The following is a 26,269-nucleotide window of genomic DNA, read 5'->3' on the forward strand; positions in this document are numbered from 1 at the left end:
ACCCCACTGATTAAAGTTTCACCTTATAGGTTAGAAAGATCTGATGTGCTAACGAGTTGTATAGCGTGAAGCGGTGATGCTTGTAAAGAAGCGAGAGCACGTGCTACGTTTTGTATTTGCTCTAAGTTTGCGTTTGTTTTAACACGCTTAAATTGTTTGTGCTTAAAGGCTGTTTTTCCGTTCTTATCTAATCCACTGTTTAAGACAAGACGTAAAGTTAAGTCCATTACGATTGTTTCGACTGTCATGTTTATCACCTCCTTTCACTTTATAAATAGGGTGCAAATGTCATGTTTTGGCGTGAAATTTATTCTTTTTTTTGGTACGCTTAAAAGACTAAGAGAGGGGTTTCGGAAGAATGAATCGTAAATGGTTATTTTGGATTCCAGTTTTACTATGGATGGGGTTGATTTTCTATTCCTCGGCACAACCATATAAAAACCAGGATATGCGTTCGGATATTGAACAATGTGTAAATGTTGAGTTTGTGAAAGAGCATTTCTCATGGGTATCTATCGATTATGGCGGTGGTACACCTGTTAGCATTGCAAATAAAGGTGTAGGCGGATTTATTGAGTTTTTCCTTCGTAAAGGTGCTCATTTTATGGTGTTCTTTATGCTTGGTTCATTGACGTATTATGCTTTTCATCGATCGGGTTATTCGAGAAAAAGGTGCTTTATATACGCTCTTCTTTTCGTTGCGGGATATGCAACATTTGATGAAATTCATCAATGGACTACGGGAGATCGTACACCGATGTGGCAAGATTCATTACTGGATACGTGCGGCGGATTAACAGGGATTCTAATAAGTAATTGGTTTTGGAATAGAAAAAGGAGCTAATCTTTTGAGATTAGCTCCTTTTGTTTATACACCAAGTAAGTCTTTTAGCTCGTCTGTAGATAGTTCGGTCATCCAACTATCGCTTGTAATGACGGCGTTGTTTAGTGATTGTTTTCTTTCTAACATTTCATCAATTTTTTCTTCGAGTGTCCCCGTTGTAATCAGTTTATGAACGTGAACGAAGCGTTTTTGACCAATACGATATGCGCGGTCTGTTGCTTGGTTTTCTACAGCTGGATTCCACCAACGGTCGTAGTGAATGACATGGTTGGCAGCGGTTAAGTTTAAGCCAGTTCCACCTGCTTTTAACGATAAGATGAAAATGTCATACGTTCCGTTTTGGAACTGCTCGATCATTTTGTCACGTTCCTTCTTCGGTACACTACCGTTTAAGAAGAGGACGCGCTGACCGAAATGTTCTTCTAACACATTTTTTAGCATGTTCCCCATACCGATGTATTGTGTGAAGATTAAACAACTTTCATTTTGATCTTTTATATTTTCAATGAGTTCCATTAGCGTGCTCGTTTTCATGGAACGTTCGATGATGTCTTTTGGTTCTGTTTCTTTTAAATAAAGAGCAGGGTGATTACAAATTTGTTTGAGCTTGTTTAGCATTAGTAATATAAATCCGCGTCTTTCAATCCCACTTAATCCTTCAACATTTTGCAATGTATCTTGAACAAGTTGTTCATATAAGGAAGCTTGTTCACCAGTAAGTGGGCAGTAAGCTTTCTGTTCTTGTTTATCTGGTAAGTTTAATGCGACGGTTTGATCTTTCTTCGTTCGGCGCAGTAAAAATGGTGAGATAAAACGTTGAACTTGTTGGATTTTTCCTTCGTCACGGTCTTTTTCAATCGGTGAGACGAAGCGGCGCTGGAATTGTCCTAAGCTGCCGAGATACCCATGATTGATGAAGTCGAAAATAGACCAAAGTTCGGCAAGTCGGTTTTCCATAGGTGTACCGGTTAAAGCGATTTTGTGATTTGCTGGCAAGTTTCGTACTGCTTTCGACTGTTTCGTATGTGGGTTTTTAATATTTTGCGCTTCATCCAAAATAACAGCATCCCAGCATAACGTACTAAGTTCTTCTTCATCAAGCTGAGCCAATGCGTAAGATGTTAATACAACATCTGCTGATTGAAGGAAGTCTTTAAATGATTCGCCTTTCGCTCGGTTACTTCCATAATGTAACTGAACACGTAAATTTGGCGCGAAACGCTCAAATTCTTTTTGCCAATTTCCAAGAACAGATGTCGGTGCCACGATTAAGGCAGGTCCTGTTTGGAGATTGTTTTCTTTTATATATAGTAAGTAAGTGATCGTTTGAATACTTTTTCCAAGTCCCATGTCGTCAGCTAATAATGCGCCGAATCCAAGCTTTCTTAAATATAATAACCACTCAATGCCGTGTTGTTGATATGGACGGAGTGTTGCGTTTAGTGCAGAAGGAACATCTACTTTTGGAATATCTCCAATGTGCAATAGTTTTTGGAATAGCTCTTCATAATATCCATCTAGTTTGATTTCAATATCGGTAAATGGACTATCTTCTTCTACAATTTCTGCCTCAGCAGTGTTTGATAAATGTTGCTGAAGGACATCTTTCATTTCGAGTCCATATTTATCGGCACGGTTCATGAGCTTTCGCACTTCTTCAATAAAGGCTGGGTCCAGTCTCATCCATTGACCATTTATATTGAATAATCGTTTGTTTTGCTCAACGAGCTCGAAAAATTCGCTTTCTGATAAATCAATGCCGTTCGTTGAAATGCGCCAGTCAAAATTAACGAGCGTATTCATACCGAAGAAAGATTGCGTTTGCGTAGCGTTTTGCTTCAGTTGTACACGTAATTTTGGTTTTGTTGCTTTTAAATTTTGCCACCATGATGGTAATAAAATCGTAATACCTGCAGCGAGTAATTCGTTACTTGCTTCTGTTAAGAAGTTCCATGCTTCCGTTTCAAAGAGCTCACTTCGGAATGTCTCGTCTTCTTTTAACCACGGTACGAGCTTACTGAAGCCTTCTTGTGTTTCAAGAATACGCTCTTCATAATCGTGCCATCGTTTTGGTAAAGAATCGATACTTTCATATACATATATGCGATGTGCCCCGCGCTTTGGTGTAACAATTGTTTCAAGCTTCCACATTTCAAATTCTTCTTGTGGCTCTTGTAGCCGTAGTCCGATTGTAAAGGGAAGGTCGTCTTCAATGTAACCAATTTTTCGAAGCCAATCTTCTTCATGTAGTGCTGCATCCAATTGTCTTTTCGTAAAGTCGTAATGTTCATAAAGTCTCTTGGCATCTTCCCATCCGTCGTTCGAACGGTTATCTTGTAATATGCTTTCATTTACCGCAGTCGAGAAAAGAGATGCCAATGTGTCATCTTCGATTGGGGTATTTTGAACTTTCCAAGATGGTTGCTGAGACCAACGCTCCATATCAGGTACGAAATTACCGCTGATGAAGGCATCCCATAATTCGTTCGCATCTTCTGTAAGTGCTGTAATAGGGCCGTTCATTTGAATATGGGCAAAGGAGTTCATCGGTTTATTAGCGATGTATTCAAATGCTTGTGCGCTTGTTAGCATAACACCTTGTTTTCCTTCAAAGGTTGCTTCTTTTAGAAACGTGCCGTAGAAGGAAGTGGAGTGCCATGTAAATGCATTTCGTTTCCAAATTGTTACGGATAAGGGAGTACCGCTGTCATCTTCTCCCCAAAGGAACCAACCTTGACTAACGTGCTGGAGCCTAATTGTTACTTCAGTTTGATTGATCATCGATTAATTTTCCTTTCCGTAATTCCTCTTGTAGTGCACGCAGACGTGAATGTAAGTTTGCGATGTGAATAATGAAAGCATCCCATTCATCAGTGCGCTTCAATCGTTTATATAATGTACGTAATTTCTTTAAGTAACGAACTGCACGTCTATATGATTTACGATTTCGCTCTTCAATGGCCTCGGTAGCAGCAAGGTGATAAAGAGGAAGGGCCGCTTCTGGATCTTCTTTTTCAATATCTTTCAGAGGCTCTTTCAAAAGTTCAATGGCTTCAAATCCATGTAAGAGCTGAAGTTCTGCCCATGTACGATATTGCTTTTTCGCGAGTACGTATTGCTCATAGTTTGCGAAACTATATGGTAATAGCTCTTGCAAAATCATTTCGAGTCCGGCTTGTTCATTTGTATGAGTTGCATACGTTTCATACATGATGACAAATAAGCGAACGATATCTTTTATGAAAATTGTATTTTCGTGCTCATGTATCGTTTTCTTCACTTGCTTATACGTAAAGGAAAGCCAGTTTTTTGCACGATCCCACCGCATTGCATTTAATAGCTCTTCTAACCAATAGAAGTACAGGCTGACAACAGAAGCAGGCTGTTTCTTGAGTAAGTTCATTGCTAATAGGTCTTCGTCATTTAAAAAGAGTAGATGAGAAGATGCTAATGCTTTGGAAAGTGGATTGATTTTCGTATTGATTCGCTTTTCTTCTTCCTGCAGTTGCTCTTTCTTGTGTAAGAGTTCACTCCATATGTGACGATAAATAAAAAATCTCTCTTGCGTATAGGCGTCGGTGGAGAAGAATACTTCGTGAACGAGACGAGCTGTTTCGTGCAAAATTGCGTCAGACTCTGGAGGAATCGCTTCTGATTGTAAGTCCCGAACGATGGATTCCACTTTATCTACAAATAAGCGAACGACGTTAACAGGCTGGTGATAAGAATACGTTTTATTTGCTTCGAAGTCCTGAATCTCTTCTAGTAATTTTTGAAAGCAATAAAGCGCTGCATGTAGCCTGAACAACTCATGTATCGCAACAATGCGCGGAGCTTTCCGCTCGAGTTTCGTATAGAAGTCCGTAAAAATACTCATAAGAAAATACATTTGTTTATAAGTAAGCCGAGCTTGTTCTTTTTTAAATGATTCATATTCGTTATCAAAATATGAGTGCCAACTTTTATAATCCGTTTCTTCAAAAGCTGATGATTGCAACACTTGTCTTGCAGTTCGAATAGGAGGAAGGGAAGGTTTCGTATTATTTTTAAATAAAGTTAATACATCTCCTACTTGCCCGAAACTCGACGCTGCAGATAATAACACAGCGAGCATATGCTCACATTGTGTTGGTGCAAAGCAATCACAATAGCTTTCAGCGACGTTACGAATTGGGATATGGACGCTATATACGCTGCCTTCAGCATCTACAGTTCCTGATAGTGTATAACCATCAAAGTCAACGTTGTAGACAACGCCACTACGATATAGGTGCCGAGCTGTAGCGACATGTTCCTGATCAGCTGTTTGCTGTGGATCTAGTCCTTGAACGAACTCATTCGCAATCATCATAATTTCATCTTTTGTAATTGAGTGTTGCAGCATAATATTCCTCCGTACACATATTTCTTTCCTTTACCATTATAAACAAAAAATGCTCAAAACAGAAAAAATGAAATTTGGATTACATAAATTGAAAATCATGGTAATATATATAATGTTAATTTTGTATATTACTATATATTTATAGGAGGAGAAATAATTTGTCAGATTTACAAGCGAAGTTTGGTAGCGGTATGAACAAATTGCAAGAGGGAATCGAGCAAGGAAAGATGAAATTGCAAGTAGCTCAGGAGGTTGCGCAATTAAAGAAAATTACGCAAGAGAAACTACAAGCGAAAACTGAAATTTTGCTTGAACTTGGTCAAACGGCATATATGCAACTCCGTAATGATGAAGTCCGAGTAGATGTGTTAAAAAATATTATAGAACCAGTACAAGAGCTGGATGTTGCTATTTATAACACGCGTAAGCAAATTGCTAATCTACAGAATCAAGGGCAGAAAGGGCAGTGTAGCTGTGGCGGCCCATTATCATTAAATGATAAATTTTGTGGACAGTGCGGAAAAGAAAATGAGTTACTCCTTCAATCAAAAAATGCTGAAAATGGATCATGTACTTCATGTGGTGAACAAATTGCAACAGAGGCTACATTCTGTCCAGTTTGTGGTATGAAGCAAAGTAAGGAGTGAGGAACATGTATTGTAAAACTTGTGGTTTAGAACAGTCGGATGTAGCGAATTATTGTACGCATGATGGATCAAGTACAGGTAGTGTAGAAAGTGAAGTTACGTTAGCGCCGAAAGACTCAAGGTATTGCCGAACTTGTGGAGTGGAAAGTAAAGGAACTGCTACGTATTGTGAGAAATGCGGGGATTCCTTATTTGGTATTATGAAAAAAGAAATGAAAACGAGATTACCAGACGAAGATTTACAATTACATGTAAGTTCATCTGGAAGCAGTTTAAAAAAAGGTTTACTTGGTGGTGGGCTTGCAATTGTATGTATGTTTATCGCCGGTTGGATTGGTAGCTTAATTGTCGATGCGGCGATTAACGACCTAGTGAGAACGATGTTTACAAATATGAACGGTATGCTGAATATGGCTACAGTTGATCAATCTTTCATCGGCATAGCACCATTAATTTTAATGTATCATTTAATAGGCCTTGAAGTTAGTGGGAGTGGGGCATACACGATGTCATTTATCCTTCATTTCCCATTGTTTATCTTGTTAATTATTCCGGCACTTATATTAGGTGGAATTGGATTCTTTGTAGAGAGAAGTGCCCCTTCTGCTGTTTGGCGTGAGAAGGTAATAACATCAAGTACCATAGGTATTGTATATGGGATTTTCTTGTGTATTGTAAGCTTTATTGCAAGTTCTTCTACGACAATTTCTCAATTCTATCAATCGATGACAATCGATGTTGGTTATTCTCATGTTGTTAGTTTATTGTATGGCATTATATTTGGTTTATTATTTACCTTTATTGGTATGTGCATTAAAGCAGGGCCACACCGTCTATTATCTTCTATTAGTCGAAGTGTTCCTTATGCAACATCCATTTATTATAGTGTAGTAACTGTATTAAAAGGATTGCTTATTACATTTGGTATTATACTTATTACAATTTTATTTAGCAGTTCAAAGTCAATGGGACCAATTGATTTTCCTGAGAAAACATATAAAACATTAATTTCATTAGAAGCAACACCATACATGTGGAATATGGCTCACTTTGCTCCAACAGCAATTGAATGGGGAGATATGGATAAAGAAATGAGAAGATATTCAATAGAAAAAGGTCCATTGCATTTATCTTATATGTCAGGAATATCAATAAATGGTACGTCATTAAAAGATCTGGAAGTTGCTAATGGAGCGAATCTTAAACGAGTAAAAGAAATTGATGACTTCAATTCCTATATGCACTGGTGGGGATTATTAATTTTATTACCATGTATTTTACTATTTAGAGCTGGAATGAAACTGGCTCAATATCCGATGAAAAATATGTACGTAACTATTGCTGTGTTTAGTGCGGTTTATACTGTGATGATGCTTTGTGTAAATGGGTTGGCCAAAATTCATATTGAGGCTTCGGGAAGTAAAGAAGTTATGAAGGAATTTGCGGGGATTTCCGGACCATTATTCTCTATTCAAAGTAGCACGATGTATTTAATAGTAGGGAGTTTTCTTCTTTCTTACGCATTAACATTCGCGGGTATGAAGTTAGTAAAAAAATAAGGGGGAGAGCCATTTGAAGTTTTGTGGGAAATGTAATAAACAAGTTGCAGGTCATTTGAACTTTTGTCCGGAGTGTGGAAGTAAGGTAGAAGTCATTGCTGATCAAACAGCTTCTTCTCGTTCGGAAGTACAACGAGATATAAAGCCAGTGAAAAGTAAGAAAAATATAGTGTTACTTATAGGATTTGTGGTTATCTTTGCTATATTGTTTGGCGCGTATAAATTTGGTGCAAGCAAATTTTCAAAAGAAAAACAGGTCAATGTTATGATTGAAGCATTCCAAAAGAAAGATGCGAATGCAATTGATGAGTTTGTAAAAGTAGATGATCCGAGCTTGAAAATTAAAGCTGAAGATATTAAGGGGTACATCCGTTATTTAAAAGAAAACCCTTCTTATAATAAAGAACTGCTATCTTATTTACAAAGAGAGACAGTGGATCAAAAACTAGCAAGCGATAAACCATCATTTAAAGATGGTCAAATTATAGAAGACGGGAAAGAATGGTTCTTATATCCGAAGTATAAATTTAATATGAAATCTTATTATATGAATGTAAGCACGACTGCGAAGACTGCTGAAATTTATGTGAATGATAAGAAAGAGATAGAGTTATCAAATGAGAAAACTTCAAAAGAAGTTGGTCCATATTTCCCTGGTTCTTACGTTGTAAAGGCAAAAGCGAAGATGGAACTAACTGATTTAGAAACAGAAAAAGAAGTGGACTTGGCAGATGAAAAAGATGCGAAGGTGGATGTTAAATTATCACTAGAAGGAAATTATGTAACGATTTCTTCTGATGAAAATGATGCAAATGTATTTGTAAATGGTAAGAAGCGCGGGAAGTTGAGCCGCGGAAGTTATAAACTTGGTCCTGTCCCGACAGATGAAACAGTAGAGGTGCATTTAGAAAAAAACGCTGAATACGGTGTAATTAAATCTGAAAGTATGAAAGTGGGAGAACAAAGTACATATTACTTAAAATTCCCGAAAGAAGCTTCTAGTTCGGCAGTTGGTGATTTTGTACGAAATCATATTTATGATAATGTACGTGCGATTTCACTAAATGATTTTAGTCTAATTGAAAATAATTATGATAAGAGCGGGAAATCGTACAAGGAAGACCGTGATTACATACAGTATCTACACAAAAAAGGAATTACAGAAGACTTATTAACGATGGATGTTCGTAATATAGAGCGTCAAAGTGCTACGAAATATAAAGTAACGACATACGAAGAGTACCATATTCGTTACGGTGATGGGTCTGTAAAGTTCAAAAGCTTTAATAATGACCATATCGTTACTGTTAATGGAAATGGAAAGATACTGTACCATTCTCTTGGAGCGAATAATACGCTTAAGTCAGAGGAAGTATCTGGTCCGACTCGCTAATAAAGAAGAGAGGTTGTTCAATATTGTTGAACAGCCTCTTTTTTTGTGAATCTTTGCTAGTAAATCGATATTTCGTGTCGAACCGTTGATATATTTTTCTCTACTCGTGTTCACGAAGGGAAAATAAAAGGATATCACTTAGCCGAAAAAATCAGCTAGGTGGTATCCTTTTTTACAATTATGAGCGCGTTTCCTTTACTATCGCTTGTACATATGGATCATGTAATATTTGTTCTATGATTGGTAACATGTTTTGTTCGAATGGAATGTCGATAGGAAATGGCTTTTGTGAGCCGGGTTTGATTCCATATTGGACAATTTTGTAATGTGTATTTTCTTCAGAGCTGAGCACAATTAATTTATATCGATTGTCATCACCAGCGAGTGAAAAGTCAATGGAAGTAGCGTCGTATGTTACTTCATCCTTATATATATACGGTTTTGGTGTACCGATCCAGTCTACTTTTGCTTGTACATTCATGGACATAACCTCCTTATAGCTATTATAAAAAAATAAAAGCCAGCTCTCAACAAAGAGAACCGGCTTTAGCAGTCATTGGTTATTTTAAAATTTTCACTTTAACAGTTTTGCGTCCCCATTTTTGAGCAGCACTATCTGATCCAAGTAAGATGTCGATACGGTTACCTTTAATTGCACCACCAGTATCTCCAGCGATAGCTTCTCCGTAACCTTCAACCCATACTTTAGATCCTAATGGGATTACTTTTGGATCAACAGCGATCATTTTCATGTTTGGGTTCGCTGTTAAGTCATGACCCATTGCAGTTAATACACGGCCGCCGTATGTGCCACCGTTTTCACTTGGGTGAGCTGTATATGCTGTAGCTACAACTGTTAACTCACGACCACCAGAAGGTGTGCTAGTTTCAGCAGCTTTCACAGCAGGCTTAGCAGCTGGTTTTGCTTGTGCTGCAGGTGCTTGCGCTTTAGCTGGTGCTACAGTTTTAGCAGGAGCAGGTTGTTCTTGTTTCTCAATAACAGGTGCTGTACCTGTTAAGAAAGGAACGTGAACATAAGCTGTTTTCCCGTTATATTCAAATTGTAACCACTCATTTTGTACTTGGTTCGTTGTTTCGATCATATCGTCTTTCTTAAGCGTCCCAAGAATTTCTGAGTTTGTGTTCGCTTCAGCACGTACGTTTAATACGTTAGCTGTTACGTAGTAGATGCTTTTTGTAAATTCTGTACTTACGAATGCGTCTTTACCATCTAAAGTGATTTTTGACCATCCGTTCTCTGTATTTTGAACATCTATTTTATTACCGTTTAGTAATTTACCGACAACTTTTGATTCCGTAGTAGGGTTTTCGCGTACATTCAGTACGTCTGTTGTTACAACAGTTTCTGCATTAGCAGATGATGTGAAAATCCCAAGACCAAAAACTGCTGCTGTTGCTATTCCAATTAATTTTTTCATGATAGCCTCCATTGCGTTTGTTTTCGTGTCCTCATTATAGCAACAGATTTTTTCGGATTTCGGGAAAACACACAATTACAAACCATTCGTAATCAGTCGTTAACATCCTGTAATATAACAAAAAATATAGGAAAGCGTTTTTCATTCCATATGATTATTAGGTTTCTACTTATATTCAAAATATTTAATGCAACATATTGTTTTCGGCGTAAATAAAAATGTTACAGGAGTGTTACATGATGTTTACTAAACGATTACATTCCTTGAGTATTTTACCGTTTTATGGGTAATATAGTTATATAAACATAAACATTTTGTTTGTGAAACTATAAACACGTGCTATATACTAGCAAAAAAACCGCATAATTGTTACAAACAGAAAGGGTTGCAAGGAAGAAAAATGCCCTTTTTTACATCTGTAACACATCCTTTTTTGGGAAAACACATTCCCATCCGCATTTTTCTCGCACAATTTGACAGCAGTATTTCGATCTTGTAGCTCTTGCAGAGTAAAAAGATTATACGGAAGGTAAGGCTGTCCATAAGAATTCGAATTGGTGAAGGTGAAAGTAAGAAAATCACCGCAAAAATCATAGTTTTCTATCCGATTTTACATATCGGAATTGATGTTATTTACAAAAGTGAAACCTACGAAGGGGGATTTGATGAGGAAACTGACAAAAACATTCATCGTATCATTAACATTATGTATTGCATTTACAATTTGGGGGATTATTCCCGAATCTATTATTGGAAAAGGTAGCTTAGGAAATGTAACAACCGCAATTCAAACTGCATTAGTTAGTAAGTTTGGATGGTTCTATATTATTTCTGTTTCTATTATATTAGGTGTGTCTATCTTTTTAATTGTTTCGAAATACGGTTCTATTCGTTTAGGTAAAGATGATGATGAACCTGATTATAGTTATATGACATGGTTTGCTATGCTATTTAGCGCTGGTATGGGTATCGGCTTAGTTTTCTGGGGCGTTGCCGAGCCGTTAAACCATTTGTACGCACCTCCATTTGGAGAAGGTGCAACTGAGGAAAGTGCGCGTCTTGCACTACGTTTTTCATTTTTCCATTGGGGATTACATCCGTGGGGACTATATGCATTTGTAGCGCTGTGTATTGCTTACTTTACTTTTAGAAAAGGAAAAGCAAGTACGATTAGTGCGACAGTAGGTCCGTTATTTAAAGGCGGGGAACATGGGCGTATTGCTCATTCATTTGATGTGTTAGCTGTTTTCGCAACTGTGTTTGGTGTTGCGACGTCATTAGGTCTTGGTGCAAAACAAATTGCAGGTGGTGTTAGTTATTTAACATCTATCCCGAATTCATTAACGACGCAGTTAGTTATTATTGCAATCGTAACCGTGTTATTTATGTTATCTGCGCAAACAGGCCTTGATAAAGGAATTAAATATTTAAGTAATACGAACATTATTTTTGCGTTTGCACTTATGATTATTGTATTATTTGCGGGTCCAACAAACTTTATTATGAATTACTTCACTTCAACAATCGGTTCTTATATTCAGGAGTTGCCAAGTATGAGCTTCCGTTTAAGTCCATTAGATGAAGGAGGAAATCAATGGATTCAGTCATGGACAATTTTCTATTGGGCATGGTGGATTGCATGGTCACCATTCGTAGGTACGTTTATTGCACGTGTTTCACGAGGACGTACCATTCGTGAGTTTGTTATCGGTGTGTTACTCGTACCGACCGTAATTGGTGCGCTTTGGTTCTCTGTTTTCGGTGGAACTGGTATTCATATGGAGCTGTTCGGTGATGCTCATATCTTCGACAAAGTGAAAGAGATGGGAACAGAAGTAGGGTTGTTCGCTATGTTTGATCAGATGGGAAGCTACGGATCAGCGTTATCAATATTAGGTATTCTACTTATTGCAACATTCTTTATTACATCAGCAGACTCTGCGACATTCGTTCTAGGGATGTTAACGACACATGGTAGTTTAAATCCACCAAACCGCATTAAGATGGTTTGGGGTATCGTTTTAGCGTCGATAGCTTCTACCTTATTATATGTTGGTGGATTAGAAGCTCTGCAAACGGCAGCTATCATAGCAGCATTCCCATTCGTCTTCGTTATTTTCTTTATGATGGCAGCATTATTTAAAGAGTTACAAAAAGAAGGGCGTATGAAGCATCATAAATAATAGAAGGAAAAAGAGCTGATTATATATCAGCTCTTTTTTATATAGAAGGAACTATAACAGCAAGGCAGGGAAATAAAATACTTTACTATATAAGTAGTATGCCTTTTATATAAAGAAAAATCGGTGCATTTCGACAAATTCCGATAATTTGTAAATTCTATTCGTATTTTTGACAAAAAATTGTCGGAAATGTGTTGTCACGTTTATGTATATGTGCTATATTATTTCCTGTAAGCGATTTCAAATAGTTTTAAAGCGCATTCAAGGGGGACATCAAGAATAATGAAACGTTACGAAAGAAAGTGGAAGCATATTTGTTTGAAACGTGTGGCACATCGTAGTGTCCAAGAAAGCACGGAACCTAAGACTGAAACGCGCAGAGAACAGCAAGAGAAGCAATTGGTTCTACAAAAATAGCAATCACTTTTTCGTATATAAATGAAGGTCAATCGTTCGTTGGGGGATGGACGTGAAATTACTTTCAGCTAAGGGGTATTGTCTGATATATAATTTATACGGCAATAAATAAGCACAGAGCATACGGCGCTCTGTGCTTATTTTTATTATTTATCTTTTTTGAATCGAACTGTTTTATCCCAGCCAATGACTTGTTTTTTGCTCTTTGCACGTAAGTATAAAATTAAGCTACGAATAAATAAGTACGTAAAGAGTTGTGCGTACGTAAAGTACATGATAACACTAATAAAAATATTAGTTGGTGTAAAGGTTCGTTCTACACTCTGGGCACTAAATAATTGAGAAACATATGTAATATATGCGACATACCACATAAATAGTAGCGGAATGCTATATTGAATTTGGAATATCCCGAGTAACCCAATTACAAACCAAACGTTCGAAATGATTAAGAATAGCCAAAATACAACATACACTAAAACTTGTTGTAAGGAATGGACGAGAAGTTTTCCTTTAAAGAAACTTAAGGAAGAAAACATTTTTTCTAAAATATACAAGTTCCCTTGGAGCCAACGTGTACGCTGTTTAATAAGGATTTTTAAATGCTCAGGTTCTTGTTCCCATGTAATCGATTCTGGAACGATTGGCAGGAGATAGCCTTTTTGTGTAATTCGTAATGTTAACTCAGCGTCTTCTGCAATTGCATACGGGTCATAACCGCCAAGCTCTTCTAATGCAGAGCGGCGAAGAAGCATGTTTGTTCCTGTTAGTGAACCTGTTTGGAATAGTAACCAGCGTCCGGATTGCATAAGGAGCTGGAAGATTTGAAATTCCAACGAAATCATTCGTGTTAGCCAGTTTCTATTTTCATTTACAGTACGAACGTGACCAACAGCTCCAACAGCATCCTCGGTTGTTTCAGCGTGTTCTACAAGCATTCGCAGTGCATGTGGTTCAGGCTGGTTATCTGCATCATACACACAGAAGTATTCACCATCTGAAATACTAAGACCATAGTTTAATACACGTGATTTCCCTTTTGGCTCACCTGCTGGAACACGAATGTGACGAATATGAGCATAAGCCTTATCGAAATCGTCACCAATTTCAGGTGTCTCATCTTGAGAGTTATCGTTTAATAAATAAACAGTTAGTTTGCCTGGATATTCGATCCTCGCCATCGCCTCTAAAGTATCTTTAATAACGACGCCTTCATTGTGGGCAGGTATTAAAATATCGACGCTTGGATACTGTTCTAGCGTACGATCTTTTCGTTTACTATTTCGGTGAATTAAGCCTGCGAGTGTTAAGAAAGAATAATAAACAAGTAAGGCAGAGAATAGAAAGGCTGTAAAGATAAGTATATACTTAATCGAAAATGTGATGCTAATCCAAAAAACGAGTACGCAAAACAGAAGGAATAAAAGCAGTATAACGAGTGTCATCATAATAACGTCTGTCCTTTGTTCCCGATTTGCTCGCGTGAAATTTTTATATCTTGGATCGCTTCAGCAGCAAGCCATTGCTCCATTTTTGGCTTTAGACGGTTCATTACAATGTCAGCACCGGCTTCATTTGTGTTTTGTAATAAAATAACGAGCTTATTATTATCGTATTCAGCAGCAAGGTCAAAGTCATCTCTTATTGTTTCAACTAATAATGAAGCTACACGGTCCATAACACTTTCCTTCGTATATTTACTAAAGGAATTGAAATCAAAGTAAATAATAACGCCTGTTTCATTACGACGATTCATTGCGGTGATTAATAATGCTTGTCGTCTTTCGAATTCTTGTCTTGTTAATAATTTTGATTCTCCAATGTATTGTTCTAACGTCCTCACACGTTCGGTTAATTCTTTATTTTCATGAATAACCTTCTTTAATAAATGAGTTGAGATATATACGATGAAGAAGTTTGCTGCCATTAGGAAGTGAGTAATAATGTATTCCCATTGTTCTGATGTACTCCATAAGTAAAGCCAAGCTTGGTAGAACAGATAGAATACCGAAGTAATGGTTCCTAATATGAAGAGAACAAATGCGGTTTTATCAGTCAATAATAGAAATAGTACATTAACAATTACATATATAATTGTGAAAATGAGAGCATGCTCATATTGCGTTACATGTACAGTTGTAAAATAAAATAAAATTTGTAAAATCCACATAGAGAGGACTTTATAGAAGTTATCTTTCACAAAACTTTCCTCCTTAAAGATAATTCATGCAAGGATACTTGTAGTATGCGCAATTATTAAGAAATAGACCGGATGACTAGGTTATTTTTACAGAGCAACTATAAGTAGTATCCCTCTTTTGCAAGAAAAAATAAACAGACTTACTAATTATTGTATCATAATGTTTTTATATTTCATTATGAAGTATTAAAAATATACTAAAAAAATAAAGAGCATAATAAAAAGCCCCCCCTTTAGAAAGAGGAGACTTTACATCATTTTATAGGAACATCATACCTGCAACTGCTGCATTTAAGAAGTTCGCTAATGTACCAGCGATAACTGCTTTAATCCCTAACTGTGCAATTTGTTTACGGCGAGTAGGAGCTAATGTTCCTGTTACACCTAATTGAATTGCAATAGAAGAGAAGTTTGCGAATCCACAGATTGCGAATGTTAAAATTAAATTTGTTTTTGCAGAGAACTCTGCCATGTGTGGTCCTAAGTTTGCATATGCAACGAATTCGTTGATTGCAAGTTTTTGACCGATAAAGCTTGCTGCTTGTATAGCTTCATTTGGAGAAACCCCGATTAAGATTGCAAATGGTGATAGTAAGTAGCCGAAGATTAAATCAAGACTAAGTTTAATATCGAACCAAGAACCAACCCATCCTAGTAGACCATTTAATAAAGCGATTAACGCGATGAAGGCCATTAACATTGCTGCTACGTTAATAACAAGTTGCATACCTTCAGATGCACCACGTGCCGCTGCGTCAATAACGTTTGCGTCTTCACGTTCTGTAGAAAGCTCAACGTTGTTATCTACTTTTTCTGTCTCAGGCATAATTAGTTTCGCAATTAATAAACTTGATGGAGCTGCCATAATTGCTGCTGCTAATAAGTGTTCTAACGGAATACCCATTGCTGCATAGCCGACAAGAACTGATCCGGCAACAGCTGTCATACCGCTTACCATAATAGTAAAGAATTCACTATTTGTTAAACGTGCTAAGTAAGGTTTAATTAAGATTGGAGCTTCAGTTTGTCCTAAAAATACAGTTGTTACAGAGTTTAAACTTTCAGCTTTAGAAGTTCCAAGAAGTTTACTTAATGCGCCACCAACGACACTGACAAATCTTTGCATAATACCGAAATGATATAAGATTGCAACTAATGAACTAATAAATACGATTGGAAGTAGTGCTTGAATGAAGAAAACAAATCCCCAAGGGCCTTTTGCGTTGACTAAATCCCCAGCAACGAACTTAATTCCCTCGTAAGAAAAATTAATTAATCCTTGAACGCCATCTGCAGCGTATTTTAAACCTGCTTTTCCAGCATCCCATCGTAATACGATAAATGAAAATGACATTTGTAATGCTAGCGCGATTAAAATTGTGCGCCAATTAATAGCTTTGCGGTTGGAAGATAGTAAGAAAGCAATTGCTAATACTCCAATCACGCCGCCAATTCCCCATAAAAGATTCATGCAGTGTATGCTCCTTCCTCATAGTAAAAAAAGTGTATAAACCAGTTGTCTATACGTTTACGAATATAACATCTTAAGTAACTTATCATAATGGACATCAGAGGTCAAACGTCTAACGAAAAGTTTAAATAAAAAGAAAATTCTTTAAAAAAACACATATAAAATGAATGGGCATAAAATAGGTTATGTTTTTTATGTGAAAATATACATTATGATAACGTTATGGGTTGTTTTTGTAGAATATAGTGTATGAAATAGGGAAATAGATACATTATTTTTTCGGGGATATAGGTGACATATACTAAAAAGAGCCTTCTAGTAATCTAGAAGGCTCTAAAAATATAACTTAAGGTGCTTTCGTATAACCTAAGAAGTGCTTACTCCAATAAGAGTTACTTAGTGAAGCAATTGCTACACCTTTATCTCCAGCTTGGATAAACGATCCGCCTCCAAGGTAAATACCCATATGAGAAGGACCTGCTTTATAAGTGTCTTTGAAATAAATTAAGTCACCTGGTTGTGGACTTGAAGTTTGTGGTAAGCTGCTCCAATATCCTGCAACACTTTGACGACTAATATTATGACCAAATTTCTTAAATACGTGGTAGATGTAACCACTGCAGTCAACACCAGTAGCAGAAGTACCGCCCCAAACGTATGGTACGCCTTGCATTCCTTTTGCATATGCAAGTATGGAAGAACTATCGCCGCTATTATTACCTGTATTATTGTTGTTATTGTTGTTATTGTTTTGATTGTTATTTTGGTTGTTGTTAGGTTTATTATCTACAGCGCCACCAACTGGTGTTTTAGAAAGGTAACGTGTTCCGATATAACCAGCTTGACCGTTGTAGTTAATTTTACTCCATCCAGAGTTTTCAGAGATTACTTGAACCTTCTGGCCTTGTGGAAGTGCGCCTATGATTCTATAATTTGTACCTTCGCCGCTACGTACGTTTAAGGCAGAAGCATTAATGTAGTAGTCACCAATTGCACCTTGATCTGGTTGTTTTGGCTGTTCAGGCTGTTTCGGTTGTTCAGGAGTAGCAGTGCCACCTTTAACGAATTTTACAAACTCGCTACTAACGAAGCCTGTTTTTCCTTGATAGTTTACTTTAAACCAACCGTTTTCAGATCCAACTACGTTTAATGTAGTCCCATTTAACACGCCACCAATTACACTATGGTAAGCAGCAGGGCCTGTACGAACGCGTAGAGATGTTGCGTTAACAACGTAAGTACCGCCAGTTTGAACAGTTACATTATTGTTTTGTTCTTGTTTGTTATCTTGGTTGTTTCCTTGTGTAACGTTGTCGATAGAACCGCCTTTTGTTACGTAGTCTTTGCTTACGTAAGCAGTTTGTCCAGCGTAATTAATTTTGAACCAATCTTGAACTTCGCCAACAACTTGTACGACTTGTCCTTTTGTAACAGAAGCTACAGTTGTATGAGAAGTGCTAGGACCTGTACGAACACGAAGGGAAGATACATTTACTGTATAGTTTCCACTTGCTGGTTTTACAGATTCTTGGTTGTTATTATTCGTATTGTTGTTTGAAGAACCCGTATTTGAAGAAGCACCAGATACAAATTGGCTACTTACATAACCTACTTGTCCATTATGGTTGATTTTCACCCAACCATTTTCTTGCCCAATTACGTTTAATGTTTGTCCTTCATATACACGTCCTGAAACAGAACTAGAAGTGTTTGGAGCGGTACGTACACGTAATACATCAGCAGTCACTTTATTGTTTCCACCTGATGTATTTACATTAGTATTGCTTGCTCCATTTTTTGATACAAATTCGCCGCTAACAAAGCCGGTTTGTCCATTAATGTTAATTTTGAACCAACCATTTTCTTCGCCAACCACGTTTAAAGATTGACCGTTATACACGCGTGAGATGATGTTGTGAGAAGTACTAGATCCTGCACGAACATGTAATACGCTAGTGTTTACCGTATAAGATGAGCTGTTTGATGCGGAAGCTTGGACAGTTTGTGTAGCAGCTTTTTGTGTATTTTGTTCAGGGGCAGCTTGAACACTATCAAGTGTAGGTGCTGCTCCTCCTGCTACAGACACTGCCGCAAGACCGGCAAGGTATTTTTTCATAATTTGTCGATTCCTTTCTGTCTGTAATGTAGTGAAGAAATATTTACCAACTGTTAAAAATTCTAAAGAGCATGTCGATTACTGTCAAGACTTATGCGGGAATCTGAATATGACAAAAAGATTACAAGAAAAAATCAAGGCATAAATCTATACCTTGATTTCCAATTAAATACATATGTTGAGTGTAGAAAGAAAAGAAATTATTCGTGTTTAAGAAGACATGTTGGATTGTAGCAAGCTTTGAGAAAAGGATCTTTGTAGCACTTTTGTGATAGGGCCAACTTGACCATCATGAATTGCAGTTCCATCAAGGTGAGTCATCGGCAAAATTTCAATCGTCGTTCCTGTAAAGAAACATTCATCCGCTTGATAAACATCGCGAATGCTAAATAGTTCTTCTTGTACAGGAATGCGAAGGGTTTTCGCTAAAGAAAGGATATATTGACGAATGATGCCATTTAAAATAAGGTGATTGGCTGGATGTGTGTAGAGAGTTCCGTTTTTTATGAGAAAGAAATTAGAACAGCTTCCTTCAGTTACAGTACCATTTCGTACGAAAAGAGCCTCTTTACAACCTTTGCGTTCAGCCTTTGTAGCAGCTAATATATTGGGCAATAAATTTAACGATTTGATATCACAGCGTAGCCAGCGCGTATCTGGTTCTGATATAGCACGTACACCATATTCAATCCATAACGCGGGTCTTTCTTTCTTTGTAATATAGGCATAGATTGTCGGCGGGACGTCATATGAGAATGTGTGGGTACGAGCTTGTACACCACGAGATACTTGCAAATAAATCGTTCCATCTTCGTAGAAATTATTACTTTCAATTAGTTTGTAAAGTAGGATAATAAGTTCTGCTTTTGAGAAAGGGAGTGATAATTCTATTTCTTCCATGGAGCGATATAATCTTGTGATATGCGGATCTAATAAGTGAAAGTTCCCTTTATATAGGCGAATAACCTCGTAGACACCATCTCCAAACTGCAAGCCTCTTTCTTCAAGTTCTATGTACGCGCGATGTTTTGTTGTATCAATAACTGCATCATTCCATAGTACAAATTTTTCGTATGCCAATTTCTGTCCCATCCTTTCGTAAGTGCATAAGTAAAGTGAAGCCTTCATTCGAAATAAAAATCACTATAGTAATTTTTATGTGAGTACTTCTTTACATATGACGTATATGTATTTGTAAATGGTAGAGAAGTAGTAGTGATTTACAGCATTTTGTATATACAAATTCGAAAATAAGAAATAAGAATCCTGCTTTTGGATAAAAAAAAGCAACATTCTTATGGAATGCTGCACAAGGAGGGTAGCTATCTTTCATAGGGACATCGTCTTATTGAATGTTTTGTGTATGGAAACAAAACACATTGAAAGACAATTATAAGAAAGTAGAAATAAACGATTCCTATATTTCTTTAAGGGATCTTATTAAAGATGAGAGATAAGAAATATATAGAACCTTGCTTACATATTTTATTATAGAGATGGTTCATTAATTCTATGTGAATATTTGGTAAAGGTTATGTAATGTTAAAGTTAATGAATATAAGTGGTTGTATGGAGAAATATAAAAAAAAAGAGGCTGAGATTACTCAGCGCTCTTCTTTTCTTCTTTAATAGCTGTCTTTACTTCACCAGTTTTGGTCTTATTACTTTCAGAGAAGCGAAGTAAGTCACCTTCAATGATTTTGTCAGACATGTTCAATTCATTTTGGGCACGATCAATGAGTGGTTGAGATTCTTCTTTTGGTAATTGTACAACTTCGCCAGTAGTACGGTCGTAGAATGTACTGTTCGTGTACATGTACTTATCTGTAATGAAGCTACCGTCACGAAGAACGACGAATCCTTTATTATCAGGTGAGAATACATCATGACCAAATTGAACTTGATTCGTAGAATCTACACCAAGTAAATTTAGAATTGTTGGTTTAATGTCAATTTCACCAGTTGGTTTTGAAATTGTTTTACCTTCTTTTTGACCTGGAACGTGAATAAACATCGGTGTTTTTTGTAAGTTCATATGGTCAAATGCAGTGATTTCTTCTTTTCCTAAGAACTGTGCCATTGCACGGTTATGGTTTTCAGAAATACCGTAGTGATCACCGTAGAATACGATAACTGAGTTGTCGTAAATACCTTCTGCTTTTAGACGCTCAATAAAGTGTTTCATTGCTTCGTCTAAATAGCGAGCAGTTACCATGTAACGGTCAAATACGCCATCACCAGAATTGTATTCATCGATTAATTTCGTATTTTCATCATAAGTGAATGGGTAATGGTTTGTTAAAGTAAGGAAACGAGTATAGAACGGTTGCTTCACTTCTTTTAACATATCGATAGATTGATCGAAGTATTCGATATCTTTTAATCCCCAATTTAATTTCGTTTCTGGCGTAATCTTGTAGTCAAGTTCGTTGTAGTAACGATCATAACCAAGTGCCGGATACATAATGTTACGGTTCCAGAACGTTGCGTTGTTCGCGTGGAATACTGATGTGTGGTATCCTTGCTCACGTAAAATTTCTGGAGTTGCTGTATATTCGTTATTACCGTGTGTGAAGAATACAGCACCACGGTCTAGTGGATACATGGAAGTATCTACTAAGAATTCAGCATCTGATGTTTTTCCTTGCCCAGTTTGATGGAAGAAGTTATCAAAGTAATAACTTTCTTTCGTAAATTGGTTTAAGAATGGTGTAACTTCTTGTCCGTTAACTGTTGCACCAATTAAGAATGTTTGTAGTGACTCAAGAGAGACAACAATTACGTTTTTCCCTTTTGCAGTACCAAACATATTTGGATCTGGTTTGCTTTGTGTTGTTTTTACATAGTTTTCTGTTTCCTGTAACTTACTACCGTCAGCAAAAGCTTTTTGTGAACTTGATTTTGCTTGTAAGCCAAGGTCGTATACTTGGTGTACATATAAACCTAAGTTTTTAACAAGCATAACGCGGTCGAATGAACGTGTTAATAGTTCAGGACGTTCGGCTTCTGCCAGTCCTAAGTTTGCGAAGAAAATAGCAACTGTTGACACGAAGTATAGGGAACGCATTGGGCGTGCTACACGTTCTGTCGGTGCAAAATTCTTCATATTCTTCAATAAAATGAAGAATACGATAATATCAGCAAATGCAAGGATGATTTTGTAGTTAAACAATTCTTTCACACTAGAACCTAAACTCCCAAAGTTAGATGTTTGTCCTAGTACAGGTAAAGTAACGAAGTCATTGTAGAATCCGTAGAACATTACGTTACCAACAAGAATGATTGTTAAGACAAAATTAATTCCAAGTGCTATATAGTTACGTTTTTTCCCTTTTGCAAATAATGCAAGGCCAACAAGCAGTAATGATGCTGCTAATGGGCTAAGGAATAAAATGAATTCTTGCATGAAAGATTCAAGTTTTAAATCAAAGCTTGTGCGTGTAATAATATATGTCTTCAACCATACGGCTAAAGCTACGAATACAGTGAAACGCACATTTTGAAATTGTGATTTCAAGGTTTCTTTCATTCATTTCCACCCTTTCTCTATCAGGCTTGGTCGATTTTGGAGCGAAAAATGCTAAAATAAAAAATACATAGTTTTCTTGGCCATAATTAGAGGTTCTATATTCACCCATATACGACTATAACTATGCATACCCTTTTGGTTTCTTTTGCTGCTCATAAGTATAACGTCATTTCTGTATTATACAACAAAATTCATTTCTGAGAAACACTATAACATTTTACATTTTTTGTATGAGATTTGTCACTACCAGAGAAAACTTTAACATTCGTTTATATGTCCGTCAACTAGAAAATATAACAAAGGTAGAGCAGAATGTTAAGTGGAATTGAAAATTTTCTAGGTTGAGAAATAAGAAATGACGATGGGTAAGCGGTTATCTAGAAACCTATTATATGAAGGAAAGTACGGGAAAATTAACGAACACTTGTTCTTTTTTTCGTTTGTTTGTTACAATGAAAGTTCATTGATAGATTATGTGTAATTTTGATGAACTTTTACTGATAACATATTGTAGCTTATTTCTTTAAAAAAATAGGGAGGCTTTTACATGGAACAAAAATTTTCAGTTGAAGCGTTTTGGAAGAAAGTGAAACATGTTGCAAAGCAAGCAGGGCAATCGGTCATTTATGCAAGTTTATTATTGTTTTACGTTTTGCAGAAACCGGATGTTCCAAAACGAGTGAAAATTATTGTAATTGGAGCACTTGCTTATTTTATTGCACCGATTGATGCGATTCCGGATTTCATTGCTGGAATTGGTTATACGGATGATTTAGGGGCGTTAATGGCTGCGCTATTACAAGCGTCGATATACGTCAATGAAGATGTGAAAGATAAGGCACGAGTGAAGTTGGCAGAATGGTTTGGTTCGGATATAGACACATCCTTTATCGATCAGAAATTAGATCAATAGGTGAGAACTGTCATATGGTGACAGGGCGAACGTAAGCGAGGAAGTGCATTATGCCATCAGGAAGAACGCATACGAAAATAAACTTAATATCCCTTCCGGTTGTTTTGTTTATGCTCTTTTCGTATGGATTAACAAGCTTTGATTTTTTATTAACTTTTGCAATTGGCTTTTTAGTAGGTACTACATTTTTAACGCCGGATTTAGATACGTATAGTAATGCGTATAATAAATGGGGATTCTTACGTATATTTTGGTATCCGTATAAAAAGGTAATGCCGCATCGCTCCTTCTTTACACATACAATTATACTTGGTGATGTGATTCGTATTGCATACATGTTAATTGTATTTTCTCCGTTTTTATTCCTATTAAATATAATCGCGCTTGACGGGAATTTAATAGAAATTGCGAAGAAACATGAGGTTGAAATTATAACGTTCGTAATGGGAATTGTCGTAGCGAGTACGCTTCACATTATAGCGGATAAAGTGAATACGCGCCGCAAGAAAATGATGAGAAAAAAGAAGAAACGCAGAAGATAAAAAAACCGTCCCAAAAGGTATTTTGGGACGGTTTTTTCTTATTAAAAAGTTGTTGTATCGTCGATAACCTTTTATTTATTATGCATGCTGTTTTAATCAAACGTTTGTTTAAAATTAAGCTTTCAGTATTTTAATACCTTTTACGATGTTCCAAATGAAGTAGTATAAGCTAATAATGCCGCAAATACATAAGACAATCATTGCTCCAATTCCAAGTGTTACGTCTGGTTGATCAGATCCGATACCCATAATTCCTAGAATAATTAATCCAATAAATGACGCGATGCTTGGAATGATGTGTGTCCATAGAGCGCGTTTTGCGTGTGGTTTTGTTTCAGAATCGCCCACAATCCACACAATAATAGGGAATAAGATAGGGGCAAATAATACACTAAAGTATGATAAAGCTGCTAATATTTTGTTTCCGTTCATATATATCACCTCATAAATAATGTCCGTTGTTATACCTTTATTATGCAGGAAATGTAGCGAGCTTCCTATCGATGAACATTACAAGAACGTGACGTTTTTGTAAGATTTCTATAGTAAATAATAAAATTTTCAAAAAAATCTTTTGAAATGGAAATTGTTGTGATAGAATTAATGAAAACGTTTTCTTAGGCGTTTTTTATTTTTAGACTTAAAGGTATGATGACCTGATAGTCTATTGACGAGGTTATTCTATTTAAAAGGGGATTCTTTAGGGGGAGAGAACAATGAACACATGGACACAAGTTTATGATCCGTTCGGAAACATTTGGATTTCGGCAGCGGTCGCACTTATTCCGATTATCTTTTTTTTCTTAGCTTTAGCAGTTTTCCGCATGAAGGGGTATGTGGCAGGATTTATTACAGTTGTACTTACAATTTTAGTGGCGTTATTCGCTTATAAGATGCCGTTCACGATGGCAATGGCAGCGACTGGATATGGTTTCTTATACGGACTATGGCCGATTGCTTGGATTATCATTATGTCGGTATTTTTATATAAAATATCTGTAAAAACAGGTCAATTCGATGTCATTCGTGCATCTGTATTATCCATTACAAATGACCATCGTTTACTCGTTATTTTAATCGGTTTTTCATTTGGAGCATTTTTGGAAGGGGCAGCAGGATTTGGTGCACCAGTAGCAATTACGGCAGCGCTTCTTGCAGGTCTTGGCTTAAATCCTTTATATGCGGCAGGTCTTTGTTTAATCGCAAATACTGCACCAGTAGCGTTCGGAGCGATGGGAATTCCGATTACAGTTGCTGGACAAGTAACAGGTATTGATCCACATAAAATTGGACAAATGGCTGGACATCAATTACCGTTCTTATCATTATTTGTTCCGTTCTTTATCGTATTTTTAATGGATGGATTTAAAGGAGTAAAACAAACATGGCCAGCTCTATTTGTAGCGGGTAGCTCATTTGCAATTACGCAGTTTATTACAGCGACGTTCTTAGGACCAGAACTTCCGGATATTACGTCAGCACTTGTAAGTTTAGTGAGTTTATCGCTATTCTTAAAAGTTTGGCAGCCGAAAGAAATCTATCAGTCTAAAGAAGCAAATAGTGAAGTAGCTGTGACAACGACAGCAACATCTATGCCGAAACTAACAGTAGGAAAAGTAGTAAAAGCATGGTCTCCATTCATTATTTTAACTGTGATGGTAGTCATTTGGAGCCAAAGTTTCTTTAAAGCGTTATTTGCTCCAGGTGGTGCTTTGGAAAGCCTTGTGTTTAAGTTTGAAGTTCCAGGCTTACACAATCTAGTAATGAAAGCAGAGCCAATTGTAAATAAACCGACGCCTTATGAAGCAATCTTGAAATTAGATATTTTATCAGCGACGGGAACAGCAATTTTAATTGCTTGTATCATTTCTATCTTTATTTTGAAAATGAGTGCAAAAGATGCAGTAGTAACATTTAAAGAAACGCTAAATGAGCTTAAGATGCCAATTCTATCTATCGGATTCGTATTAGGATTCGCATTTATCGCAAACTATTCTGGTCTATCTTCTACATTAGCATTAGCACTTGCAGGAACTGGCGGACTATTCCCGTTCTTCTCACCATTCCTAGGCTGGATCGGTGTATTCTTAACAGGGTCTGATACATCAGCGAATGCACTGTTCTCGAATTTACAAGCGATTACAGCGCAGCAAGTCGGTGTATCTGAAGTACTTCTCGTTGCAGCAAATACAACGGGCGGTGTAACAGGAAAGATGATTTCTCCGCAATCGATTGCAATCGCTTGTGCGGCAGTTGGACTTGCTGGAAAGGAATCAGATTTATTCCGCTTTACAGTGAAGCATAGTTTATTCTTCGTTATTATTGTTGGTATTATGACGTATGTACAGGCATATTATTTAACGTGGATGATTCCATAAACAACAAAAGAAATAAACTTTGCATTTTTCAGATTATCGTGTATGATGGGAAAGTATTGAAAATTAAATCAGTGATAAACTAGGGGTGCCTAACGTATGCGTAGGCTGAGAGAGAAGCGTGTGAACTTCTTAACCCTTTGGACCTGATCTGGCTCGTACCAGCGTAGGGAAGTTAACGGCTTTACATAATGATGTCTTTATGAGCCAGGTCCTTATTTTTTTATGGACCTGGCTCTTTTTATTTTGGCATACGC

Annotated in this window: 21 protein-coding genes and 1 riboswitch; of the genes, 9 read left to right on the forward strand and 12 right to left on the reverse strand. The window is 36.8% G+C overall.

Going from position 1 to position 26,269, the window contains the following annotated elements:
- Window positions 1–23: 23 nt before the first annotated feature.
- Window positions 24–248, reverse strand: a complete 225-nt coding sequence (locus PDL00_RS25570) for a DUF1659 domain-containing protein (protein WP_270731991.1) — start codon at window positions 246–248, stop codon at window positions 24–26.
- Window positions 249–358: 110 nt separating this feature from the next.
- Here PDL00_RS25570 and PDL00_RS25575 point away from each other — a divergent pair, with 110 nt between their 5' ends.
- A complete protein-coding gene (locus PDL00_RS25575; protein WP_242254191.1) occupies window positions 359–844 on the forward strand; it encodes a VanZ family protein in 486 nt (161 codons plus the stop codon).
- Between the two features lie 24 nt (window positions 845–868).
- Here PDL00_RS25575 and PDL00_RS25580 read toward each other — a convergent pair whose 3' ends face one another.
- Complete coding sequence (locus PDL00_RS25580; protein ID WP_270731993.1) at window positions 869–3,625, reverse strand: DEAD/DEAH box helicase; 2,757 nt, start codon at window positions 3,623–3,625, stop codon at window positions 869–871.
- Complete coding sequence (locus tag PDL00_RS25585; RefSeq protein WP_242254187.1) at window positions 3,609–5,228, reverse strand: SWIM zinc finger family protein; 1,620 nt, start codon at window positions 5,226–5,228, stop codon at window positions 3,609–3,611. Before PDL00_RS25585 ends, PDL00_RS25580 begins: the two co-directional genes overlap by 17 nt.
- Before the next feature lie 158 nt (window positions 5,229–5,386).
- On the opposite strand from PDL00_RS25585, the gene PDL00_RS25590 reads away from it, so the two are divergent.
- Genes PDL00_RS25590 through PDL00_RS25600 form a run of 3 tightly spaced genes read left to right on the forward strand, consistent with a single transcriptional unit; the run spans window position 5,387 to window position 8,827 of the window.
- Window positions 5,387–5,875 carry a zinc ribbon domain-containing protein gene (locus tag PDL00_RS25590; RefSeq protein ID WP_242254185.1) on the forward strand — a complete coding sequence of 163 codons (489 nt, stop codon included), beginning with the start codon at window positions 5,387–5,389 and terminating at the stop codon, window positions 5,873–5,875.
- A 5-nt stretch (window positions 5,876–5,880) separates the two neighbouring features.
- Window positions 5,881–7,434 carry a hypothetical protein gene (locus PDL00_RS25595; protein ID WP_270731996.1) on the forward strand — a complete coding sequence of 518 codons (1,554 nt, stop codon included), beginning with the start codon at window positions 5,881–5,883 and terminating at the stop codon, window positions 7,432–7,434.
- Between the two features lie 13 nt (window positions 7,435–7,447).
- Window positions 7,448–8,827, forward strand: coding sequence for a zinc ribbon domain-containing protein (locus tag PDL00_RS25600; RefSeq protein ID WP_270731998.1), 1,380 nt, complete (start codon window positions 7,448–7,450; stop codon window positions 8,825–8,827).
- A 178-nt stretch (window positions 8,828–9,005) separates the two neighbouring features.
- Here the strand turns inward: PDL00_RS25600 and PDL00_RS25605 are convergent, their stop codons facing one another.
- Window positions 9,006–9,308, reverse strand: coding sequence for a DUF3910 family protein (locus tag PDL00_RS25605; RefSeq protein WP_098238603.1), 303 nt, complete (start codon window positions 9,306–9,308; stop codon window positions 9,006–9,008).
- 79 nt (window positions 9,309–9,387) lie between these two features.
- On the reverse strand, window positions 9,388–10,266 hold the full coding sequence (locus tag PDL00_RS25610; protein WP_046955549.1) for a cell wall-binding protein EntA: 879 nt from the start codon (window positions 10,264–10,266) through the stop codon (window positions 9,388–9,390).
- Between the two features lie 665 nt (window positions 10,267–10,931).
- Here PDL00_RS25610 and opuD point away from each other — a divergent pair.
- Together opuD and PDL00_RS25620 are read left to right on the forward strand one after the other, a co-directional pair.
- A complete protein-coding gene (opuD, locus tag PDL00_RS25615) occupies window positions 10,932–12,449 on the forward strand; it encodes a glycine betaine transporter OpuD (protein ID WP_270732002.1) in 1,518 nt (505 codons plus the stop codon).
- Window positions 12,450–12,731: 282 nt separating this feature from the next.
- Window positions 12,732–12,866, forward strand: coding sequence for a hypothetical protein (locus tag PDL00_RS25620; RefSeq protein ID WP_270732005.1), 135 nt, complete (start codon window positions 12,732–12,734; stop codon window positions 12,864–12,866).
- Between the two features lie 146 nt (window positions 12,867–13,012).
- Here the strand turns inward: PDL00_RS25620 and PDL00_RS25625 are convergent, their stop codons facing one another.
- The 6 genes from PDL00_RS25625 to PDL00_RS25650 all read right to left on the reverse strand — a co-directional run bounded on the left by PDL00_RS25625 (window position 13,013) and on the right by PDL00_RS25650 (window position 22,182).
- A complete protein-coding gene (locus PDL00_RS25625; RefSeq protein ID WP_270732007.1) occupies window positions 13,013–14,314 on the reverse strand; it encodes a glycosyltransferase family 2 protein in 1,302 nt (433 codons plus the stop codon).
- Window positions 14,311–15,066 (reverse strand): GGDEF domain-containing protein, encoded by a 756-nt coding sequence (locus tag PDL00_RS25630; protein ID WP_242254177.1) that lies wholly within the window; start codon window positions 15,064–15,066, stop codon window positions 14,311–14,313. Before PDL00_RS25630 ends, PDL00_RS25625 begins: the two co-directional genes overlap by 4 nt.
- 259 nt (window positions 15,067–15,325) lie before the next feature.
- Entirely contained in the window at window positions 15,326–16,537 is a 1,212-nt protein-coding gene (locus tag PDL00_RS25635) for a NupC/NupG family nucleoside CNT transporter (RefSeq protein WP_088098439.1), read from the reverse strand.
- Window positions 16,538–16,883: 346 nt separating this feature from the next.
- Entirely contained in the window at window positions 16,884–18,653 is a 1,770-nt protein-coding gene (locus PDL00_RS25640) for a C40 family peptidase (protein ID WP_270732010.1), read from the reverse strand.
- A 210-nt stretch (window positions 18,654–18,863) separates the two neighbouring features.
- The gene (locus PDL00_RS25645) at window positions 18,864–19,745 is read right to left on the reverse strand and encodes a D-amino-acid transaminase (RefSeq protein WP_242254175.1); all 882 of its coding nucleotides are present in this window, start codon (window positions 19,743–19,745) and stop codon (window positions 18,864–18,866) included.
- Between the two features lie 508 nt (window positions 19,746–20,253).
- Window positions 20,254–22,182: an LTA synthase family protein gene (locus PDL00_RS25650; RefSeq protein ID WP_270732012.1), complete on the reverse strand. Its 1,929-nt coding sequence runs from the start codon at window positions 22,180–22,182 to the stop codon at window positions 20,254–20,256.
- A 547-nt stretch (window positions 22,183–22,729) separates the two neighbouring features.
- Between PDL00_RS25650 and PDL00_RS25655 the strand changes: the two genes are divergently transcribed.
- Both PDL00_RS25655 and PDL00_RS25660 read left to right on the forward strand, forming a co-directional pair.
- Entirely contained in the window at window positions 22,730–23,095 is a 366-nt protein-coding gene (locus PDL00_RS25655) for a YkvA family protein (protein WP_242254173.1), read from the forward strand.
- 50 nt (window positions 23,096–23,145) lie between these two features.
- Entirely contained in the window at window positions 23,146–23,637 is a 492-nt protein-coding gene (locus PDL00_RS25660; RefSeq protein WP_242254172.1) for a metal-binding protein, read from the forward strand.
- 114 nt (window positions 23,638–23,751) lie between these two features.
- Here PDL00_RS25660 and PDL00_RS25665 read toward each other — a convergent pair whose 3' ends face one another.
- Window positions 23,752–24,069, reverse strand: coding sequence for a DUF4870 domain-containing protein (locus PDL00_RS25665; protein ID WP_071724711.1), 318 nt, complete (start codon window positions 24,067–24,069; stop codon window positions 23,752–23,754).
- A gap of 284 nt (window positions 24,070–24,353) precedes the next feature.
- Between PDL00_RS25665 and lldP the strand changes: the two genes are divergently transcribed.
- Window positions 24,354–26,015: an L-lactate permease gene (gene lldP / locus PDL00_RS25670; RefSeq protein WP_242254171.1), complete on the forward strand. Its 1,662-nt coding sequence runs from the start codon at window positions 24,354–24,356 to the stop codon at window positions 26,013–26,015.
- Between the two features lie 71 nt (window positions 26,016–26,086).
- A riboswitch (TPP riboswitch) is annotated at window positions 26,087–26,202 on the forward strand.
- Window positions 26,203–26,269 lie beyond the last annotated feature (67 nt).

This window comes from Bacillus cereus group sp. TH152-1LC (assembly GCF_027710505.1).
In the GTDB taxonomy this organism is placed as follows: Bacteria; Bacillota; Bacilli; order Bacillales; family Bacillaceae_G; genus Bacillus_A; species Bacillus_A mobilis.

Coding starts and splice junctions, on each gene's coding strand:
- PDL00_RS25665 (WP_071724711.1), bottom strand. CDS start 24,069: ATGAACGGAAACAAAATATTAGCAGCTTTATCATACTTTAGTGTATTA.
- PDL00_RS25610 (WP_046955549.1), bottom strand. CDS start 10,266: ATGAAAAAATTAATTGGAATAGCAACAGCAGCAGTTTTTGGTCTTGGG.
- PDL00_RS25570 (WP_270731991.1), bottom strand. CDS start 248: ATGACAGTCGAAACAATCGTAATGGACTTAACTTTACGTCTTGTCTTA.
- PDL00_RS25625 (WP_270732007.1), bottom strand. CDS start 14,314: ATGATGACACTCGTTATACTGCTTTTATTCCTTCTGTTTTGCGTACTC.
- opuD (WP_270732002.1), top strand. CDS start 10,932: ATGAGGAAACTGACAAAAACATTCATCGTATCATTAACATTATGTATT.
- PDL00_RS25585 (WP_242254187.1), bottom strand. CDS start 5,228: ATGCTGCAACACTCAATTACAAAAGATGAAATTATGATGATTGCGAAT.
- PDL00_RS25645 (WP_242254175.1), bottom strand. CDS start 19,745: ATGGGACAGAAATTGGCATACGAAAAATTTGTACTATGGAATGATGCA.
- PDL00_RS25575 (WP_242254191.1), top strand. CDS start 359: ATGAATCGTAAATGGTTATTTTGGATTCCAGTTTTACTATGGATGGGG.
- PDL00_RS25580 (WP_270731993.1), bottom strand. CDS start 3,625: ATGATCAATCAAACTGAAGTAACAATTAGGCTCCAGCACGTTAGTCAA.
- PDL00_RS25650 (WP_270732012.1), bottom strand. CDS start 22,182: ATGAAAGAAACCTTGAAATCACAATTTCAAAATGTGCGTTTCACTGTA.
- PDL00_RS25660 (WP_242254172.1), top strand. CDS start 23,146: ATGCCATCAGGAAGAACGCATACGAAAATAAACTTAATATCCCTTCCG.
- PDL00_RS25620 (WP_270732005.1), top strand. CDS start 12,732: ATGAAACGTTACGAAAGAAAGTGGAAGCATATTTGTTTGAAACGTGTG.
- lldP (WP_242254171.1), top strand. CDS start 24,354: ATGAACACATGGACACAAGTTTATGATCCGTTCGGAAACATTTGGATT.
- PDL00_RS25655 (WP_242254173.1), top strand. CDS start 22,730: ATGGAACAAAAATTTTCAGTTGAAGCGTTTTGGAAGAAAGTGAAACAT.
- PDL00_RS25635 (WP_088098439.1), bottom strand. CDS start 16,537: ATGAATCTTTTATGGGGAATTGGCGGCGTGATTGGAGTATTAGCAATT.
- PDL00_RS25595 (WP_270731996.1), top strand. CDS start 5,881: ATGTATTGTAAAACTTGTGGTTTAGAACAGTCGGATGTAGCGAATTAT.
- PDL00_RS25640 (WP_270732010.1), bottom strand. CDS start 18,653: ATGAAAAAATACCTTGCCGGTCTTGCGGCAGTGTCTGTAGCAGGAGGA.
- PDL00_RS25605 (WP_098238603.1), bottom strand. CDS start 9,308: ATGAATGTACAAGCAAAAGTAGACTGGATCGGTACACCAAAACCGTAT.